Origin of the sequence: Frigoribacterium sp. RIT-PI-h (assembly GCF_001297205.1) — a bacterium.
In the GTDB taxonomy this organism is placed as follows: Bacteria; Actinomycetota; Actinomycetes; order Actinomycetales; family Microbacteriaceae; genus Frigoribacterium.
The window spans coordinates 54,128-72,818 of the sequence record NZ_LHOZ01000080.1 but is presented as its reverse complement, the minus strand read 5'-3'; the positions used below and the strand labels follow the sequence as shown (position 1 = coordinate 72,818).

Here is an 18,691-nt window from a genome sequence, read left to right as displayed (position 1 = left end):
ATGGAGACCCGATGACCCACATCTTGATCGTCGAGGACGAAGAGTCCCTCAGCGAGCCGCTCGCCTACATCCTGCAGCGCGAGGGCTACCAGGTGAGCGTGGCCGAGGACGGCCCGGCCGCCGTCACCGCCTTCGACAAGACCGGTGCCGACCTCGTGCTGCTCGACCTCATGCTCCCGGGCATCCCGGGCACCGAGGTCTGCCGCGTGATCCGCACCAAGTCCCAGGTGCCGATCGTCATGCTCACCGCGAAGGACAGCGAGGTCGACATCGTGGTCGGTCTCGAGCTCGGTGCCGACGACTACGTCACCAAGCCGTATTCGACCCGAGAGCTGCTCGCCCGCATCCGAGCCGTGCTGCGCCGCCGCGTCGACCCCGACGACCTGTCCGACTCGATGCTCGAGGCGGGAGACATCCGCATGGACGTCGAGCGGCACGTGGTGACGGTCCGCGGCGACGACGTCGCCATGCCCCTCAAGGAGTTCGAGCTGCTCGAGCTGCTCATGCGCAACGCCGGCCGCGTGCTCACGCGCGGTCAGCTGATCGACCGGGTCTGGGGGTCGGACTACTTCGGCGACACGAAGACCCTCGACGTGCACATCAAGCGCATCCGCTCGAAGATCGAGGCCGTGCCGTCCGAGCCGAAGGCGCTCGTCACGGTGCGCGGCCTCGGTTACCGCATCGAGGCCTGACCCGAGGGCACGGGCCGAGGGCCCACCCGACCGCGTCGAGAGCCCAGGAGGCGCGGTGTGCGTCAGACGCGAGAGGCCCGGCACCGCACACGGCGGGCCGGGCCTCTCGGCTGACGGGGGAGGGACGCTACGGCGTCGGCGACGAGGACGGTGCCTGCTCGGTCGCCTCGGGCAGCGGCGTCGACGACGGCGTGGCCTCGGTGGACGGCGTGGGCGAGGGCAGCAGGGTGGCGTACTCGCCCAGCGCGCCGGTGAGCACGGGGACGACGAACGACTTGCCGGTCTCGGTGCCGTACTGGACGAAGATCGTCACGAGGGCGCCCGGGTCGGAGTCGAGGGACTCCATGAGGAACTGGTCTTGGCCGGGCTCGGTGCCGAGCGAGACCTGCGACGAGCCGTCGACCTCGACGGTCTGCGTCTTCTTGCCCGAGGTCGTGGGGTACTCGAACGAGACCTCGGCGGCCTCGTCGCTCGTGTTGAGCACGACCATGCTGAGGCTGGCGGTGCCGCCGTCACCCTCGCTCGCGGTGAGGGCGATCGCGTTGCGCACCTGGATGTCGCCGACGTTCACGCTCGTGCCGTCGCTCGCGTCGTACTGCTTGGTGGTGGCCTGCGGGCTGATGAAGTTGCACCCGGCGGCGGTCAGGACGACCGCGGCGCCGACGGCGGCGGCCGAGACGAGCCGCGTCGTCAAGCCGCGCGACTTCAGGGTTGGGGCTCGCACAGGTGTCCTCCAGGATCAGCGTCACGACAAACGTACGTCGTCCAGCTTATCCGCGCCCGCAGGGGTCGGTTCCTTAGGGCAGCCTTACCAACGACTGCTTATGGTATCCTGGGTGTCGCAGAATGGAGCCTGATTCATGCAATTCGAGGTCGGCGAGACCGTTGTATACCCGCATCACGGGGCAGCGACAATCTCAGAAGTCAAGAAGCGGATCATCAAGGGCGAAGAGAAGCTGTACCTCAAGCTTCGCGTCACCCAGGGTGATCTGACCATCGAAGTACCCGCAGACAACGTCGACTTGGTCGGCGTGCGAGACGTCATCGGCAAAGAAGGGCTGGACCGCGTCTTCGACGTGCTCCGCGCCCCCTTCACCGAAGAGCCGACCAACTGGTCGCGCCGCTACAAGGCGAACCTGGAGAAGCTGGCCAGCGGTGACGTCATCAAGGTGTCCGAGGTCGTCCGCGACCTCTGGCGTCGCGATCAGGACCGCGGCCTCTCGGCCGGCGAGAAGCGCATGCTCGCCAAGGCTCGTCAGATCCTGATCAGCGAGCTCGCGCTCGCCGAGAAGACCGACGAAGAGAAGGCGTCGAGCGTCCTCGACGAGGTCCTTGCGTCCTAGCACTCCCGACGACCGCTCGGTCGACGACGGTGGGGTCCACACCCCGTCCGGCGCCGGTCGGGCGGTCGTCGTCGTTGCGGCCGGCAGCGGTACGCGCCTCGCCCTCGGAAGGCCGAAGGCCTTCGTCGAAGTGGCCGGGCGCAGCATCCTCGAACGTTCGCTCGACGCGGTCTTCGCGTCGGTCGTGCCGACACAGGTCGTCGTCGTCGTCCCCGAGGCGCTCGTCGACGAGTCCCGCGCCCTCGTCGACGCCGTCGCCGGCCCGGCCCGCGGCTACGCCTCCGTCGTCGCGGGCGGCGTCACGCGTCAGCAGTCCGTCGCGGCCGGCCTGACGGCCCTGGGGCCCGACGTCGAGATCGTGCTGGTGCACGACTGCGCCCGGCCGTTCACGCCCACCGCCCAGTTCGACCTGGTCGCCACGACCGTCGAGGCGACCGGCGACGGCGTCGTGCCGGGCCTGCCGGTCACCGACACGATCAAACGCGTCGACGGGGACGCCGCCTTCGTCGTCGACACCGTCGACCGCAGCGAACTCGTGGCCATGCAGACGCCGCAGGGTTTCCCCCGTGCCGCCCTCGACCGCGCCTACGCGACGGCGTCCGGCGAGCACACCGACGACGCGGCGCTCTTCGCCGCCGCCGGCCACCGCGTCCGCATCGTGGCGGGCGACCCCCTGGCCCTCAAGATCACCACCCCCTGGGGCTTGCGCCCGGCCCCGACGCTCGCCGCCGCGGGCGCGGCGCCCGGGCCGGGGCGCGAGACGCCCGGTCGACCGGGCCCGCGCCTCCTGACCGGGGTCGGCACAGACGTCCACGCGTTCGACGCGACCCAGCCGATGCACCTCGGGCTGCTGCACTTCCCGGGCGAGGCGGGCCTCGCGGGCCCCCGCGACGGCGACGCGGTCGCCCCCGCGGTCGTCGACGCCCTGCTCACGGCGGCGGGTCGCGGCGACATCGGGTCGAGTTTCGGCACCGACGCCCCCCGCTTCGCCGGGGCGTCCGGCGACGTCTTCCTCTCGGCGACCCTCGAGCTGCTCGCGGCGGCGGGGGCCGCACCGGTCAACGTCGCCGTACAGGTGATCGGCAACCGCCCCCGGCTGTCGTCCCGACGCGTCGAGATGCAAGTCGGGCTGACCCGCGTGGTCGGTGCCCCGGTCAGCGTGTCGGCCACGACGACCGACGGGCTCGGCTTCACCGGCCGAGGCGAGGGCGTGGCCGTGATCGCGACGGCACTCGTCACGCGCGACGGGTCGTCCGCGGGCGACGCGGCCGGAGCCGCGTCAAATAGGCTGATCACGTGACCATCAGGCTCTACGACTCCCGTCAGCAGGCGCTCGTCGACTTCGTCCCGCTCGTGCCCGGCCAGGTCGGGCTGTACGTCTGCGGACCCACCGTGCAGTCGTCGCCCCACATCGGACACCTCCGCTCGGCCCTGGTCTACGACCTCTGGCGCCGCTGGTTCACCTACCGCGGCCTCGACGTCACCCTCGTGCGCAACGTCACCGACATCGACGACAAGATCCTCGCGCTGGCCGCCGACACGACCGAAGAGGGGTGGGCGCGCGCCTACCGCACCGAGCTCGAGTTCCCCGCGGGCTACCAGGCGCTCGGCATCCTGCCGCCGCCCTACGAGCCCCGGGCGACCGCCAGCGTCAGCGAGATGCAGCAGATCATCACGACGCTGCTCGACAAGGGGCACGCGTACGTGGCCCCCGACGGCTCGGGCGACGTCTACTTCGACACCGCCAGCTGGCCGACCTACGGTGCCCTGACCAACCAGTCGATCGACGACATGGCACCCGCGGCCGACGCCGACCCGCGGGGCAAGCGCGACCCCCGCGACTTCGCGCTGTGGAAGGGCCACAAGTCCGACGAGCCCCAGTCCGCCTCGTGGGCCTCGCCCTGGGGCGAAGGGCGACCCGGCTGGCACATCGAGTGCTCGGCGATGTCCGCTCGCTACCTCGGCGAGGCGTTCGACATCCACGGCGGTGGGCTCGACCTGCGGTTCCCGCACCACGAGAACGAGCTGGCGCAGTCGACCGCGGCCGGCATGGGCTTCGCCTCGCACTGGATGCACAACGGCCTCGTCGCCGTCGAGGGCCAGAAGATGTCGAAGTCCCTCGGCAACTCCATCTTCGCCGCCGACTTCCTGGCGCAGGCCCGGCCCGTCGTCGTGCGCTACTTCTTCAGCGCCGCGCACTACCGGTCGACCATCGACTACCACGAGGGCGCGTTGCTCGAGGCCGAGGCCGCGCTCGACCGCGTCGAGACGTTCCTCGAGCGGGCGCAGCGCCGCCTCGCCGACACGCGCTTCGCCGGGGTCGGAGCCCGCGTCGTGCCCGACGAATTCGGCGAGGCGATGGACGACGACCTCAACGTGCCCCAGGCCGTGGCCGTGCTGCACGACACGGTACGGGCCGGCAACGTGGCCCTCGACGACGGCGACCTCGACGCCGCCGCGCGCGCCTGGCAGCACGTGGCCGCCAGGGTGCCCGTGCTCGGCAGCGATCCGACGGCGCCCGAGTGGCGGGCCGGGGACGAGGGCGACGCGCACCGCGCGCCCGGCACGCTCGTCGACGTACTCTTGGCCGCACGCCAGCAAGCCCGGGCCGATCGCGACTTCTCGCGGGCCGACGAGATCAGAGGCGTCCTGACGGGCGCCGGCATCACCATCGAAGACACCCCCAGCGGGTCGCATTGGAGCCTCGAACAGTGAAGAACACCAGCGGAGCACGCAAGGGCCGTCCCGGCAGCAGGGCCGTGCGTCAGGGCAGCAAGGGCAAGCAGGTCGGCAGCGGCGGGCAGGGGCGCCAGGCGCTCGAGGGCAAGAAGCCCACTCCCGCGGCCGAGGACCGCCCGTACCACCCCGCGGGCAAGGCCAAGGCGGCGCGCGAGCGGCTCGAGGCGGCGCGCGGTCGTGGCGGAGCCGGTCCCCGCGCCGGCTCGCCGATCGCCGGGCGCGGCGGGGCCGACGCCCCCCGACGCCGGCCGAAGGCGGCCGACGACCCCGAGATGGTGACCGGGCGCAACTCGGTCGTCGAGGCCCTCCGGACGCGCATCCCGGCCACGACCCTCTACATCGCCGCCCGCATCGAGATGGACGAGCGCACCAAGGAGATCCTGCAGCTCGCCACCCGTCGCGGACTGCCGATCCTCGAGGTCATGCGCCCCGAGCTCGACCGCATCACCGGGCACGACTCCGTGCACCAGGGCGTCGCGCTCAAGGTGCCGCCGTACGAGTACGCGCACCCGGTCGACATGCTCGAGGCCGCGGTCAAGCGTCAGCAGAAGCCGCTCTTCGTCGCGCTCGACGGGATCACCGACCCGCGCAACCTCGGGGCGATCATCCGGTCGGTGGCCGCGTTCGGCGGGCAGGGCGTCATCGTCCCGCGGCGTCGCTCGGTGGGCCTGACGGCGTCGGCCTGGAAGACCTCGGCCGGTGCGGCCGCGCGCATCCCGGTCGCGATGGCGTCGAACCTGACGCAGACCCTCAAGTCGTTCAAAGAGCAGGGCGTGTTCGTCGTGGGCCTCGACGGTGACGGCGACGTCATGCTGCCCGGTCTCGAGCTCGCCGACCGCCCGATCGTGGTCGTCGTCGGCAGCGAGGGCAAGGGTCTGTCGCGCATCGTCGCCGAGACCTGCGACGCGATCGTGTCGGTGCCCATCACGGGCGCCGTCGAGTCGCTGAACGCCGGCATCGCGGCCTCGGTCACGCTGTACGAGATCTCGAAGCTGCGCGCCGAGCGCAAGAAGAAGTAGGCACGGGCACCCGCGAGACACGGGGCCTCGAGGAGGCGCGGGTCGGCTGGGTGCCGACCCGCGCCTCCTGCGTCCTCAGACCTTGCTGCGCCAGTCCTCGTCGGCGTCGGCCTCGTCGGCCTCGAGCTGGGCGGCCTCGGGCAGCGTGATGGACTCGGTCGCCGGCTCGATCACCATCTGCTCGTCGCGACGGTGCCGCAGCACGTCGTTGATGTACGAGGTGAGTGCCTCAGCGATCGGCACGTCGCGGTTCTCGGCCTGCGATTGGTACCAGCGGTGCTCGAGCAGCTGGTGGAACACCTCGGCCGGTTCGAGCCGCCCGCGCAGGTCACGGGGGATCGACCGCACGACGGGCTCGAAGACGCGCGAGGCCCACTCGTGGGCGATCATCTCTTCGTCCGAGTCCGACTGGTCGGTGCGCATCCGGTAGGCGTCGAGGTCGTTCAGCAGGCGACGGGCCTGGTTCTCTTCCACGTCGAGGCCGGTGAGTCGCAGCAGGCGGCGGGAGTGGTGCCCCGCGTCGACGACCTTGGGCTGGATCTTGACCTGGCTGCCGCCCTCGGCCGTCTTGATCGCCAGTTCTTCGATGTCGAAGCCGAGGTCGTTCAGGCGCTCCACGCGGTCGTTGATGCGCCAGCGCTCCGAGCTGTCGAAGGTCTCGGCGCCGGTCAGCTCGGTCCAGAGGCTGCGGTACGCGGCGACGATGCCGTTGCTGACGTCGACCGGGTCGAGGTTGTCGTCGAGGCGACCACCGGCCTCGAGGTCGAGCAGCTCGCCGGCGATGTTGACGCGGGCGACCTCGAGGTCGTTCTCGCGCTGACCGTTCGAGAGGCCGCCCGGGTAGAGCTTTCCGGTCTCGGCGTCGACGAGGTACGCGGCGAACGCGCCGGCGTCACGCCGGAACAGCGTGTTCGACAGCGACACGTCGCCCCAGTAGAAGCCGATGATGTGCAGCCGGACGAGCAGCAACGCCAGTGCGTCGACGAGGCGACGGGCCGTGTCGGGGCGCAGCGTCTGCGAGTACAGCGCCCGGTAGGGCAGCGAGAACTTGAGGTGCCGGGTGACCAGCACGGGGTTCAGCGGGCTGCCGTCGGCGTCCTGACGGTTGGTGATGACGGCGAGCGGATCGACGCACGGGATGTCCATGCGCTGGAGCGTGCGCAGCATCTCGTACTCGCCACGGGCCATCTCGCCCGACGTCTCTTTGATGGCGATGACGAAGCCGCTGAGGTGCGCGAACCGGACGAGGTGCCGCGAGATGCCCTTGGGCAGGGTCGCGATGGCCTCGTCGGGCCACTCGTCGAGCGGCAGGGACCAGGGCAGGTCGAGCAGTGCCGGGTCGGCGGTGGCCGAGGTGATGTTCAGGGAGTCGGGCATGAGGGCCTCTCGTGCGGGGGAGCGCCGCCTGAGGCGAGGCGGCGGGGGAGGTCAGGAGGCGCGGGGCCGGAACGCGGGACGGCCCGCCGGGTCGATCGGAGGAGTGCTCCGAGCGGACTCGACGGGCCGACCCGACGGGGTGCTACGCGCTGACGACGGCCTTGTCGCCGAGGCGCTCGCCGCTCTCGGTGTCGAAGACGTGCACGTGGTGCGCCTGCGGGGTGACGTAGATCGTCTCGCCCAGCTTGGGGTGGTTGCGACCGTCGACGCGGACGACGACGTCGACGCGGTTGCCGTCGACCTCGGTGTGACCGTAGAGGTAGCCGTCGGCGCCGAGCTCTTCGACGACGTCGACGGTGACCGCGAGGCCTTCGCCGGTCGTGTTGACCACGACGTCCTCGGGGCGGACGCCCACGGTGACGCTCTTGCCGTTGGCCTGGCCGACGGTGTCGCGGTCGACCGCGGTGACGGCGGTGCCGAACTGGATGCCACCGTCGACGACGTCGGCGGGCAGCAGGTTCATGGCGGGCGAGCCGATGAAGCCGGCGACGAAGACGTTCTGCGGCTTCTCGTACAGGTCGCGAGGTGTACCGACCTGCTGCAGGACGCCGTCCTTCAGCACGGCGATGCGGTCACCCATGGTGAGGGCCTCGGTCTGGTCGTGCGTGACGTAGACCGTGGTGACGCCCAGGCGGCGCTGCAGCGACGCGATCTGGGTGCGGGTCTGCACGCGGAGCTTGGCGTCGAGGTTCGACAGCGGCTCGTCCATGAGGAAGACCTGGGGCTGACGCACGATCGCGCGGCCCATGGCGACGCGCTGGCGCTGACCACCCGAGAGGGCCTTGGGCTTGCGCGAGAGGTAGGGCTCGAGGTCGAGCAGCTTGGCGGCCTCGAGGACGCGGGTGGCGCGCTCTTCCTTGCCGACGCCGGCGATCTTGAGGGCGAAGCCCATGTTCTCGGCGACCGTCATGTGCGGGTACAGCGCGTAGTTCTGGAAGACCATCGCGATGTCGCGGTCCTTCGGCGGGACGTCGGTGACGTTGCGGTCGCCGATGTAGATGTCACCCGAGTTGACCTCTTCGAGGCCCGCGAGCATGCGCAGGGTGGTCGACTTGCCGCAGCCGGAGGGGCCGACGAGCACGAGGAACTCGCCGTCGGCGACCTCGAGGTCGATGCCGTCGACCGCGGCGCGCGTGGAGCCGGGGTAGAGACGAGTTGCCTTGCTGAACGTGACTGACGCCATGATCTTCTCCTTCACCGGCAGGTACGTGCCGGACGATCCGTTGTGAATGGACGGTGATCAACCTCAGAGGTCTGCGGTGACCACCACCGATCAGCATGCCATGAAAATCTCTCGGTTCGCCACGAGCGCACCTCACCTCCACCCCCGCCTCGCCCCCGCCTGCGGACTTCTGCCAGGCTCGCCTCGTACCATGTTTCGTGGCCACGACTCGTGGCGACCGTCCCCACCACCCGCTCGACGCGACCATGCGAGGCCGTCGCGCACCGGAGCCCCATGACTGACCTGAATCCCGACGACTCGTCGTTGACCAAGAACCAGCGGCGCGCGGCGGCTCGCCAGAAGGCCCAGCTCGCCCGCCAGAAGCAGAAGCGTCGCCAACGCGCCGGCAAGTGGGCGCTGCAGGGCGGCCTCGCCCTCGTCGTGATCGCCATCGTCGTGGGCGTCGTGCTGGTCATCACGAACAGCATCCGTCCGGCCGGTCCCGGGCCCGCCAACATGGCGAGCGACGGCATCAAGATCGGTCAGGGCTTCGAGGCCGTGCAGACCGGCGCCCTGGGCCCCGACGACGAACCCACGGCGTCGGCCACCACGGCGTCCAGCGACACGGTCGACATCGTCGTCTACCTCGACTACCTCTGCCCCATCTGCGGCGAGTTCGAGCAGGCCAACAACGACTACATCAGCGGGCTCGTCGAGTCGGGTGCGGCGACGGTCGAGTACCACCCGGTCGCCATCCTCACGAACCAGTCACTCGGCACGAAGTACAGCAACCGGGCGGCCAACGCGGCGGCCTGCGTGGCGAACTACTCGCCGAACTCGTTCTTCGACTTCAACACCGCCATGTTCGAGCAGCAACCCGAAGAGGGCACCCGCGGTCTCGACGACTCGCAACTCGCCGACATCGCGACCGGCGTCGACGGGGTGACGAAGGCGAGCGACATCACGAGGTGCATCGACGACGACGAGTTCGGCTCCTGGGTGACGGCGTCGACGCAGCGCGCCATCGACGGGCCCCTGCCGAACAGCGACCTCGACGCCCTGACGGGCACCCCGACGGTCCTGGTCAACGGTCAGAAGTACGACGGCAGCCGGCCGTTCACGGTGCAGGAGTTCCGCAGCTTCGTCGTCACCGCCGCCGGCAACAGCTACACCGAGTCGGGCACGGCCAGCCCGTCTCCGACCCCGGCCGAGTCGGCCCCGGCCGAGACGCCCGCCGGCTAGGTCGTCATGCGGGGGTGCGGACGCACCCCCGTGCGGTCCCGTGCGGCCACGGGCAGGCCGTGCAGCACCACGTCGCGCACCCCGCCCGCGTCGAGGGTCAGCGTGAGGTAGGTGGCGTGCGGCTGGCGTCGGCGGTCCGTGGGCGACCCCGGGTTCAGCAGGCGCAGGCCCGCAGGCGTCGTCGTGTCCCACGGGATGTGGCTGTGCCCGAACAGCAGCAGGTCGGTCTCGGGGAAGAGGCGGTCCATGCGTTTCTCGCGCGCCTCCTTGGCTCCCGTCTCGTGCACGACGGCGAGGCGCACGCCCTCGATCGTCGTGCGGGCGACCTCGGGCAGGCGGGCGCGCAGCCCGTCGCCGTCGTTGTTGCCCCAGACCCCGATCAGGAGGCGCGCGCGGGCCTCGAACTCGTCGAGCAGTGGCTCGCCGGTCCAGTCGCCCGCGTGCACGACGACGTCGGCCCGGTCGACCGCGGTCCACACGACCCCCGGCACGGCCTTGGCCTTCTGCGGGACGTGGGTGTCGGACACGACGAGGACGGAGGTCGGCATGCCCTCCACGCTAGGCGCGCGTCGAGCCGCGGGGGCACCGATCCGGCCCGATGTTCTCGTGACGGGGTTGGCTGTCCTAGTCGGGCCGATCACCCCCGACGCTTCCGCAAGCCCTCGGGCATCCGGCCCCCGGGCCGTGCCCCGTCCGGCACCCCTCTCGACCCCCGCACCACCAGAAACGAGGACGACACCGTGGGACTCTTCCGCAGCCAAGAAGCCGAGGTGGCCCGTGAGGACGCCGCCGTCCGGCACTCCCTCTGGGCCGACGCGTTCGGCACCCTCGCGACGCGCGCCGTACAGATCATCGCCGTCCTGATCGTCACGATCGGCGTCATCTACGTCTTCCTCAGCCTGAGCCTGGTCACCCTGCCGGTGCTGCTCGCGCTGATCTTCGCGTCGGCCATGCTGCCGGTCGTCGCCTTCCTCCGCCGTCACAAGGTGCCCTCGGTGCTCGCGACCCTGATCTGCCTGTTCGCCGTCCTGATCATCCTCGGCCTCGTCGCCTGGCTGATCGTCTGGGCCGTCGAGAACCAGGCCAGCTCGCTCGCCGACTCCGCCACCTCGGGCTTCAACAAGCTGCAGGACTGGATCACGACCCTGCCGTTCTCGATCAGCGACCAGCAGATCGACGACGTCCGCAACGCGGCCGTCGACTTCGTGACGAGCTCGCAGTTCGGCTCGGGCGCACTCGCCGGGGCTTCGGCCGTCGGCAGCTTCGCGACCGGCCTCGTCCTGATGATCGTCGTCCTGTTCTTCTTCCTCAAGGACGGCCCGGCCATCTGGGAGTTCCTGCTCCGCCCGTTCAAGGGTGAGAACTATGCCCGCGCCCGCCGCATCGGCGACAAGACGGTCACGACGCTCGGTGGCTACGTCCGGGGCACTGCGACGGTCGCCGCGGTCGACGCCATCGGCATCGGCGTCGGCCTCTGGATCGTCGGGGTGCCGCTGGCCCTCCCGCTCGCGGTCATCGTCTTCCTGACGGCGTTCATCCCGCTCGTCGGCGCCACGGCCGCGGGCATCCTCGCGGCACTCGTCGCCCTCGTCGCGCTCGGCCCGGTCCAGGCGCTGATCGTCGTGGGCATCGTCGTGGTCGTCAACCAGCTCGAGGGCAACTTCCTGCAGCCGGTGCTGATGGGCCGCACGCTGCAGCTGCACGGCCTGGTCATCCTCGTCGCCCTGACCGCCGGCACCATCCTCGGCGGCGTCGTCGGCGCCGTCATCGCCGTGCCGCTCATGGCCGTCGCCTGGGGCATCACCCAGGTCTGGAACGGCGAGCACCAACCGGCCGAGATGTTCCGGCAGAAACGGCCCGAAGAGGTCCGCTGACCCGGAAGACCCTGAAGGAGGCGCGGTGCGAGGAGGACTCGCACCGCGCCTCCTGCGTTCCCCCCCCCCGCGACCGCGTCGCGGAGCTCGAGAAAGATTTCTGCAGCAACTGCAGCGAAATGGTTGCGAATCGTCAACGAAAGCGTATGGTTGACGTTCTGCAACCAACGGACCCGGCCAACGGCGGTCAGTCCCTCACCATCTCGAACCACCGGAGCGCACCTTGTCGCAGACCACGACCGCCGCGGGCACGAAGCCCGCGGAACCCCACGAACCGGGCGAAGCGCCCGGCATGAGCCACCGCGAAGTCCTCACGGCCCTGTCGGGCCTGCTGATGGGCATGCTCGTGGCGATCCTCTCGTCGACCGTCGTGTCGACCTCGCTGCCGCGCATCGTCAGCGACCTGAACGGCAGCCAGACCTCGTACACCTGGGTCATCACCGCGACCCTGCTGGCGACCACCGTGAGCACCCCGCTGTGGGGCAAGTTCTCGGACCTCACGAACCGCAAGGTGCTTCTGCAGGTCGCGCTCGTCCTGTTCGTGCTCGCCTCGGTCGCGGCCGGCTTCTCGCAGAACACCGCGACCCTGATCACCTTCCGCGTCTTCCAGGGCCTCGGCGCCGGCGGACTCACCGCCCTGGTGCAGGTCGTCATGAGCGACATCATCAGCCCGCGCGAGCGCGGCCGGTACATGGGCTACCTCGGCGCCGTGATGAGCGTCGGCACCATCGGCGGCCCGCTGCTCGGTGGCGTGCTCACCGACAGCATCGGCTGGCGCTGGAACTTCTTCGTCGGCGTGCCCGTCGGCGTCGCGGCCCTGATCGTCATCCAGCGCACCCTGCACCTGCCCCCGAAGCCCAAGAAGACCGTCGTCGTCGACTACTGGGGCGCGGGCCTGATCGCCGGCGGCGTCTCGCTGCTGCTCGTCTGGGTGTCGCTCGGCGGCAAGCAGTTCGAGTGGGCCTCGACCACCAGCTGGCTGATGGGCGTCGGTGCGGCCGTGCTGCTCGCCCTCGCCGTCGTCGTGGAGTTCCGCTCGAAAGAGCCGATCATCCCCCTCACGCTCTTCAAGAACCGCACCTTCACCTTCGCGGTCGTCGCCTCGCTCAGCGTCGGCGTCGCGATGTTCGGCACCAGCGTCTTCCTCGGGCAGTACATGCAGCTGGCCCGCGGTCAGTCGCCGACCATGGCGGGCATCCTGACCCTGCCGATGGTGCTCGGCCTGCTCATCTCGTCGATGGTCGCCGGTGCGCTCATCTCGAAGTACGGCAAGTGGAAGCCCTACATGATCGTCGGCTCGGTGCTGCTCGCCGCCGGCCTGTTCCTCATGTCGACCATCGAGTACGACACGAACTTCGCGATCGTCTCCGTCTTCATGGCGATGATGGGGCTCGGCATCGGCATGGTGATGCAGAACCTCGTGCTCGTCGTGCAGAACTCGGTCGACGTCAGCGTCGTGGGTGCGGCCTCGTCGAGCGTCGCGTTCTTCCGCAGCCTGGGCGGCACCATCGGCGTCTCGGTCATGGGCGCCGTGCTCGGCACCAAGGTCTCGGGCTACATCGGCGACGGCCTGGCCGACGCCGGGGTCGACCCGAGTGCGCTCGGAAGCGGCGGCTCGACGAGCATCCCCGACCTCAGCACCGTACCCGGCCCGATCCGCACCATCATCGAGTCGGCCTATGGGCAGGGCGTCGCCGACGTCTTCCTCATCGCGGCCCCTCTGGCGATCATCACCATCGTGTTCGTCTGCCTCTTGCCGAACGTCGAGCTCGGCACCAAGACCGGCCTCCAGCGCGCGGCGGCGAAGACGGACGGCCCGACCGACGGCCCGACGTCGGCTGGCCCCTCCGAGGCGGACGACGGAGGCGCGGCTCCGGTCGACGCGAACGCCGCGTCCCCGGCCGCCAAGGGAGTCGCGGCCACGGCCGGCCTGGCCCCCGCCGTGTCGAGCGCCCCGGCGACGGCCTCCACGCCCGCCACGGCGTCCGCCCCGACCTCGGGCCTCTCCGGTTCGCCCGCACCGGTCTCGCCCGTCGACGGAGGGGACGGCGTCGCCGAGGCGCAGCGCCGTCACCACAGCCACACGACGACCGCCACCGGTACCATCGACACGATCATCGCGACGGGCGCCGCCGAGGTGGCGGGTCACCCGGTGCCCGCCGACGAACTGGCCGAGAGCCCGGTGTTCTCGTCCCTGGTCGAGGAGAAAGATGTCGCAGCCGACCGTTGACGGCCAGCCCGAGGGCGCGGTGCTCGACGCGGCGCGCCCCTCGGGGGGCGACGCTGCCGACCAGGCCGCACCGCGCCTCCTCGGGGCCGAGAGAGCTGACCAGGCCGCACCGCGCCTCCCGGGTCCGGACGACGACGGGCGTGAGGGCCTCATGGCCGGCGTGGTCGACGAGATCGGCTCGATGATGGTCGAGGCCAAGCGCACGATCGCGGCCGCGGCGTCGCGCTTCGACCCGGACGTGCCCCCCACGGCCTTCTACGTGCTGCGGTACGTGATGAAGCACCAGCCGTGCAGCGCCGGCGACATCGTCAAGGCGATGGCGATGGACAAGAGCGCGGTCAGCAGGCAGGTCACCCTGCTGCGCGAGGCCGGGTTCGTCGACGTGGTGCCCGACGCGGCCGACGGTCGCGTGATGACCCTGCGCAGCACCGAGCGCGCCGAGAGCCGCATGCTCGAGGTGCGGCACGAGAACCGTGCCGTGTTCCGCAACCACGTCGAGGGCTGGTCCGACGACGAGCTCGCCGAGTTCGCCGGGTGGCTGCGCCGCTTCAACACCCCCGCCGGGTAGAGCGCGGATCCGTCTGACGCCGGCGGCTCCGCACCGACGAAGGCCCCCTCCCGTGACGGGAGGGGGCCTTCGTGCGTGCAGGCAGGTGCTAGATCGTCGCGGTGTCGATCACGAAGCGGTAGCGGACCTTGCTGGCGACGACGCGCTCGTAGGCCTCGTCGACCTCGTCGGCGCCGATCGTCTCGATCTCGGCACCGATGTGGTGCTCGGCGCAGAAGTCCAGCATCTCTTGCGTCTCGGGGATGCCGCCGATGTTCGAGCCGGCGAGGCTGCGACGGCCGCCGATCAGCGACCCGGCGCGGAACGACTGGGGGTTCTCGGGCAGGCCGACGAACACCATCGTGCCGTTGAGGCGCAGGGTGCGGGCGTAGGCGTCGATGTCCATGTCGGCCGAGATCGTGTTGATGATCAGGTCGAACGAGTTCTTCAGCTTTCCGAAGGTCTCGGGGTCGCTCGAGGCGTAGTAGTGGTCGGCGCCGAGCTTGAGGCCGTCTTCCTGCTTGGACAGCGTCTGGCTGATCACGGTGACCTCGGCACCCATGGCGTGCGCGATCTTGACGGCCATGTGGCCGAGCCCGCCCATGCCGACGACGGCGACCTTCTTGCCGGGGCCGGCACCCCAGTGCTTCAGCGGCGAGTAGGTGGTGATGCCGGCGCAGAGCAGCGGCGCGGCCTCGTCGAGCGCGATGCCCTCGGGGATCGACAGGACGTAGTTCTCGTCGGCGACGATCTGCTTGGCGTAGCCGCCGTAGGTGGGCTCGCCCGAGTACTGGCGGCCGTTGTAGGTCGCGACGTTGCCCTTGACGCAGAACTGCTGCTCGCCCGCGAGGCAGTTCTCGCACTCACGGCAGCTGTCGACGAAGCAGCCGATGCCGACACGGTCGCCGACCTTGTGCTTGGTGACGTCGGAGCCGACCTCGGTGACGATGCCGGCGATCTCGTGGCCGGGCACCATGGGGAAGATGGCCTTGCCCCACTCTTCACGGGCCTGGTGGATGTCGCTGTGGCAGATGCCGGCGAACGCGATGTCGATCTGGACGTCGTTCGGGCCGACGTCGCGCAGCTCGACGGTGGAGTGCTCGAAGGGTGCGCCGGCGGACGGCGTGAGCAGGACGGGGACGGTGGTGGGCATGAGATGACCTCTCTGCGAGTGGTGGTGCGGTGGTGGTGCGCGCCCCGAGGGCGCGACGGACTCCGACGACGTTGTGGGATGCAACCCAGCCTAGGCCGGGCCGCCGACGACCGTTCCCAGAGAAGCGACCGACGCCGGGAGGCGCGCGTCACCGACCGCAGGCGGCGCGGCCCAGCCGAGCCGCGCGGCCCGCCACACGAGCGCGGCGGCCCCGACGAGGGGGCTCTCGTCGCCCAGACCCGCGCGGACGACGCGGACGCGACGGGCGTACTCGTTGACCGGCGCCTCCTGGACCGTGGCCCGGACCAGGTCGAGGTAGTCGTCGCTGACGCGCGAGAACCCGCCGCCGATCGCGACGACGTCGAGGTCGAGCAGCGTGGTGACCGACGAGACCGCCTCGCCCACGGCATTGGCCGAGCGGCGGACGGCCGCGACGGCGATCTCGTCGCCCGCGACGTAGCCGGCCGCCAGGTCTTCGCCGCGCTCGCCCTGCCAGCCCTGCTCGCGGGCCCAAGCGACGACGTTCGGACCCGAGGCGATGACCTCGAGGGTGGCCGACCAGGCGTTCTCGCCCGCGGGGCGGTCGGCGATCTGGATCTGGCCGATGTGGCCGGCGTTGCCCGTGCCGCCCGAGAGCAGGCGGCCGTTGACGATGAGGCCGCCGCCGACGCCGGTCGAGACGGTGATGGCCAGGGCGTTGTCGGCACCCTGCGTGGCACCGACCCAGTGCTCGGCGAGGGCGAGACTGACGCCGTCGAGTCGCAGGGTCACGGGCGCGGCGTCGGGCAGGGTGGAGGCCGCGAGGGCCGCGACCTGCTCGCGCAGCGGATAGCCCCGCCAGGCGTGCAGGTTGATCGGTGACACGGTGCCGTGCACGAGGTCGACCGGCCCGGCGCTGCCGATGCCCGCCCCGACGAGGGCGTCCCCGTCGGGCAGGGCGTCGAGGGCGTGCGCGACGACCGCGCGGACCGCCTCGGCGAGTTCGTCCGACGTCGACCCGGCACCGGTGGGGCGTCGGTCACGACTGCCGTCGAGCAGGGTTCCGTCGGAGGCGACCAGCGCCGCCTCCACCTTCGTTCCGCCCACGTCGACGGCCAGTGCGTAATCGGTCACGTCGGCCAGCGTAGCGGGGGAGTGCGACCCGACCGCGTGCCGGAATAAGGTGGCTGCCGGCACGCTGACGAAAGGCACCCCCCATGGACACCACCGACGGTCGGGTCGCCGTTCTCGGCGACGCCCTCATCGACGAGCTCCGCACCGACGACGGCTCGACCGACCACGTCGGCGGGGCCGGCCTCAACGTCGCCGTGGGGCTCAGCCGCCTCGGCGTCCCCACGACGCTGCTCGCCTCGATCGGCGACGACGCCGACGGCGAGTCGATCCGGGCCTTCCTCGCCGAGCACGGCGTCGACCTCGTCGCGACGATCAACTCCCTCGGCACCGGCCGGGCGGTCTCGCTGCGAGTCGACGGCGAGCCGACCTACGTCTTCACCGACGCCGCCGTCGCCCGCGGTCTCGACTTCTCGCCCGAGCAGCTCGCCGTGCTCGACGCCGCCCCCGTGGTCGCCGTCAGCTCGTACCCGTTCGACGACGCCGCCCTCACCGAGCGGTTGCTGCGGGTGGTCGGCACCGACCCCGTGCGGCTGGTGGTCGACCCGAACCCGCGGCCGGGGTTCCTGCCCGGTGGGGCGGCCCAGATCGCCGACTTCGCCGCCGGCTTCGAACGGGTCGCGGCCTCGACCCTGCTCGTCAAGATCGGCGACGACGACGCCGAGCTCGTCGCCGGGCGCTCGCTCGACGACTGGCAGGAGACACTCCTCGCGTCGGGCACCGGGGGAGTGCTCGCGACCCGCGGCTCGGCCGGGGCGAGCCTGGTGCTGGCCCCGTCGGCGGACGGGACGGACGGCACCGCCCTCACGCGGGGCATCTCGTCGGCCGAGGGCGAGGTCGTCGACACGATGGGTGCGGGCGACGCGACCTTCGCGTCGATCGTCGCCTCGCTGCTCGCCGCGCGGCGCGAACCCGGCTCGGTCGACTGGTCGGCCGCCCTCGAGCGGGCCATGGACGTGGCCGCGGCGACGGTCAGGGCTCCGGGGGCGTTGCTGCGGCTGCCCCGCTGACGCCTGCGTGGTCTGCCGACCCGCGCCTCCTGCGCTCTGTCGGCGGAGGCTCAGCCGAGCGACTCGGCGACCGCCCGCGCCTTGCCCGAGAGGTACCAGTGCGACCGTGCTCCGGTCTCGACCGGCTGCATGCCGACGACGACCTTGCCGCGTGAGTGCTGCTCGGCGAGGTCCTCGAACGCCTGGGCGATGTAGTCGAACGGGTAGAAGCCCGAGACGAGAACGCGCAGCTTGTTCTCGGCGATGAGCTTCGCCAGGGCCGACAGGATCATCGCGGGCTCGGTGTCGTCGCGTTCGGCACCGATGAAGCGGATCTCGCGCTCGAGGCGGTCCTCGCTCGAGCTGAACCGCGCCGGCAGCACGCCGAGGTCGGCACTGAGCGCCGGGTTGTCCCCGCCGAAGTTGTCGATGAACGCCGTCACGTGGCGATCGGTGCCCGCGGCCTTGTCGATGCGCTCGCGTAGGCCCTCGCCGTAGTCGACGGGCACGACGCCGATCGAGCGCAGGTAGTCGTGGTTGCCCGGGCTGCAGGTGCCGATCACCTTCGCGCCGAGCTGCAGGGCGAGCTGGCACTCGATGTGGCCCACGCCACCCGCCGCGGCCGTGATCACGACGACGTCGTCCGGCCCGAGGTGCAGGCTGCGGACGGTGTCGTACGCGGTGGCTCCCGCGAGGTAGAGGCCGCCGGCGACCTCCCACGGGACGTGCTGCGGCTTCGGCACCACCGCGCTGGCCGGCACGGCGATGTAGGTGGCGTGCGCGCCACCGCCGACCGCGTGGCCGATCACCTCGGCACCGACCGAGAAGTTGCGCACCGCGGCGCCGCGCTTCTTCACGATGCCCGCGAAGCACGAGCCCTCGCGGGCCGGGAAGTCGAGGGGCAGCCGGTCGACGAAGTCTCCCCGCCGGATGAAGTTCTCGATGTGGTTGAGGCCCGCGCAGATCACCTCGACGACGACCTCGTCGTCGGCCGGTGTCGGCAGCGGCTGCTCGACGAAGTGCAGTTGGTCGACGTCTCCGTACCCGTCGAACTCGATCGCCTTGCCCGGTCGTGCCATGACGTGCCTCCACTGCTGTCGTCGCGGCGGCGCCTGTGCCGTCGCGAGGGTGAGTGAAGTGTGCGCCCTCCACGC

The 18,691-nt window shown here is 71.0% G+C and carries 17 protein-coding genes; 10 read left to right on the top strand and 7 right to left on the bottom strand.

The features are described 5' to 3' along the window. Positions 1-11: 11 nt before the first annotated feature. Positions 12-692 carry a response regulator transcription factor gene (locus tag AEQ27_RS11955; protein WP_043597216.1) on the top strand — a complete coding sequence of 227 codons (681 nt, stop codon included), beginning with the start codon at positions 12-14 and terminating at the stop codon, positions 690-692. A gap of 127 nt (positions 693-819) precedes the next feature. Here the strand turns inward: AEQ27_RS11955 and AEQ27_RS11950 are convergent, their stop codons facing one another. Continuing rightward, positions 820-1,386: a hypothetical protein gene (locus tag AEQ27_RS11950; RefSeq protein WP_054146861.1), complete on the bottom strand. Its 567-nt coding sequence runs from the start codon at positions 1,384-1,386 to the stop codon at positions 820-822. 166 nt (positions 1,387-1,552) lie between these two features. On the opposite strand from AEQ27_RS11950, the gene AEQ27_RS11945 reads away from it, so the two are divergent. Genes AEQ27_RS11945 through rlmB form a run of 4 tightly spaced genes read left to right on the top strand, consistent with a single transcriptional unit; the run spans position 1,553 to position 5,793 of the window. Then, entirely contained in the window at positions 1,553-2,035 is a 483-nt protein-coding gene (locus AEQ27_RS11945) for a CarD family transcriptional regulator (RefSeq protein ID WP_043597211.1), read from the top strand. Beyond that, on the top strand, positions 2,025-3,335 hold the full coding sequence (gene ispD, locus AEQ27_RS11940; RefSeq protein ID WP_054146860.1) for a 2-C-methyl-D-erythritol 4-phosphate cytidylyltransferase: 1,311 nt from the start codon (positions 2,025-2,027) through the stop codon (positions 3,333-3,335). Before AEQ27_RS11945 ends, ispD begins: the two co-directional genes overlap by 11 nt. Beyond that, positions 3,332-4,750 carry a cysteine--tRNA ligase gene (cysS, locus tag AEQ27_RS11935; RefSeq protein ID WP_054146859.1) on the top strand — a complete coding sequence of 473 codons (1,419 nt, stop codon included), beginning with the start codon at positions 3,332-3,334 and terminating at the stop codon, positions 4,748-4,750. Before ispD ends, cysS begins: the two co-directional genes overlap by 4 nt. Then, on the top strand, positions 4,747-5,793 hold the full coding sequence (gene rlmB / locus AEQ27_RS11930) for a 23S rRNA (guanosine(2251)-2'-O)-methyltransferase RlmB (protein ID WP_054146858.1): 1,047 nt from the start codon (positions 4,747-4,749) through the stop codon (positions 5,791-5,793). Before cysS ends, rlmB begins: the two co-directional genes overlap by 4 nt. Before the next feature lie 75 nt (positions 5,794-5,868). On the opposite strand, the gene AEQ27_RS11925 is transcribed toward rlmB, so the two are convergent. Both AEQ27_RS11925 and AEQ27_RS11920 read right to left on the bottom strand, forming a co-directional pair. Continuing rightward, positions 5,869-7,170 carry a DUF4032 domain-containing protein gene (locus AEQ27_RS11925; protein WP_054146857.1) on the bottom strand — a complete coding sequence of 434 codons (1,302 nt, stop codon included), beginning with the start codon at positions 7,168-7,170 and terminating at the stop codon, positions 5,869-5,871. 142 nt (positions 7,171-7,312) lie between these two features. Then, on the bottom strand, positions 7,313-8,413 hold the full coding sequence (locus AEQ27_RS11920) for an ABC transporter ATP-binding protein (protein WP_043597318.1): 1,101 nt from the start codon (positions 8,411-8,413) through the stop codon (positions 7,313-7,315). A 273-nt stretch (positions 8,414-8,686) separates the two neighbouring features. Here AEQ27_RS11920 and AEQ27_RS11915 point away from each other — a divergent pair, with 273 nt between their 5' ends. Beyond that, the gene (locus tag AEQ27_RS11915; RefSeq protein WP_054146856.1) at positions 8,687-9,634 is read left to right on the top strand and encodes a thioredoxin domain-containing protein; all 948 of its coding nucleotides are present in this window, start codon (positions 8,687-8,689) and stop codon (positions 9,632-9,634) included. Here the strand turns inward: AEQ27_RS11915 and AEQ27_RS11910 are convergent. Continuing rightward, positions 9,631-10,182, bottom strand: coding sequence for a metallophosphoesterase (locus tag AEQ27_RS11910; protein WP_054146888.1), 552 nt, complete (start codon positions 10,180-10,182; stop codon positions 9,631-9,633). The two genes, AEQ27_RS11915 and AEQ27_RS11910, sit on opposite strands and share 4 nt — an antisense overlap. A 192-nt stretch (positions 10,183-10,374) precedes the next feature. Here AEQ27_RS11910 and AEQ27_RS11905 point away from each other — a divergent pair, with 192 nt between their 5' ends. The 3 genes from AEQ27_RS11905 to AEQ27_RS11895 all read left to right on the top strand — a co-directional run bounded on the left by AEQ27_RS11905 (position 10,375) and on the right by AEQ27_RS11895 (position 14,306). Next, the gene (locus AEQ27_RS11905) at positions 10,375-11,508 is read left to right on the top strand and encodes an AI-2E family transporter (RefSeq protein ID WP_054146855.1); all 1,134 of its coding nucleotides are present in this window, start codon (positions 10,375-10,377) and stop codon (positions 11,506-11,508) included. 292 nt (positions 11,509-11,800) lie between these two features. Next, positions 11,801-13,738, top strand: coding sequence for an MDR family MFS transporter (locus AEQ27_RS11900; RefSeq protein WP_082383480.1), 1,938 nt, complete (start codon positions 11,801-11,803; stop codon positions 13,736-13,738). Further along, entirely contained in the window at positions 13,719-14,306 is a 588-nt protein-coding gene (locus AEQ27_RS11895; RefSeq protein ID WP_054146854.1) for a MarR family winged helix-turn-helix transcriptional regulator, read from the top strand. Before AEQ27_RS11900 ends, AEQ27_RS11895 begins: the two co-directional genes overlap by 20 nt. An 88-nt stretch (positions 14,307-14,394) precedes the next feature. Here AEQ27_RS11895 and AEQ27_RS11890 read toward each other — a convergent pair whose 3' ends face one another. After that, entirely contained in the window at positions 14,395-15,438 is a 1,044-nt protein-coding gene (locus AEQ27_RS11890) for an NAD(P)-dependent alcohol dehydrogenase (RefSeq protein WP_054146853.1), read from the bottom strand. A 90-nt stretch (positions 15,439-15,528) separates the two neighbouring features. Continuing rightward, positions 15,529-16,551 (bottom strand): ROK family protein, encoded by a 1,023-nt coding sequence (locus AEQ27_RS11885; protein ID WP_082383476.1) that lies wholly within the window; start codon positions 16,549-16,551, stop codon positions 15,529-15,531. Positions 16,552-16,634: 83 nt separating this feature from the next. Here AEQ27_RS11885 and AEQ27_RS11880 point away from each other — a divergent pair, with 83 nt between their 5' ends. After that, positions 16,635-17,558 carry a carbohydrate kinase family protein gene (locus tag AEQ27_RS11880; protein WP_054146852.1) on the top strand — a complete coding sequence of 308 codons (924 nt, stop codon included), beginning with the start codon at positions 16,635-16,637 and terminating at the stop codon, positions 17,556-17,558. Positions 17,559-17,608: 50 nt separating this feature from the next. Here the strand turns inward: AEQ27_RS11880 and AEQ27_RS11875 are convergent, their stop codons facing one another. Next, entirely contained in the window at positions 17,609-18,616 is a 1,008-nt protein-coding gene (locus AEQ27_RS11875; RefSeq protein ID WP_054146851.1) for an NADP-dependent oxidoreductase, read from the bottom strand. Positions 18,617-18,691: the final 75 nt, after the last annotated feature.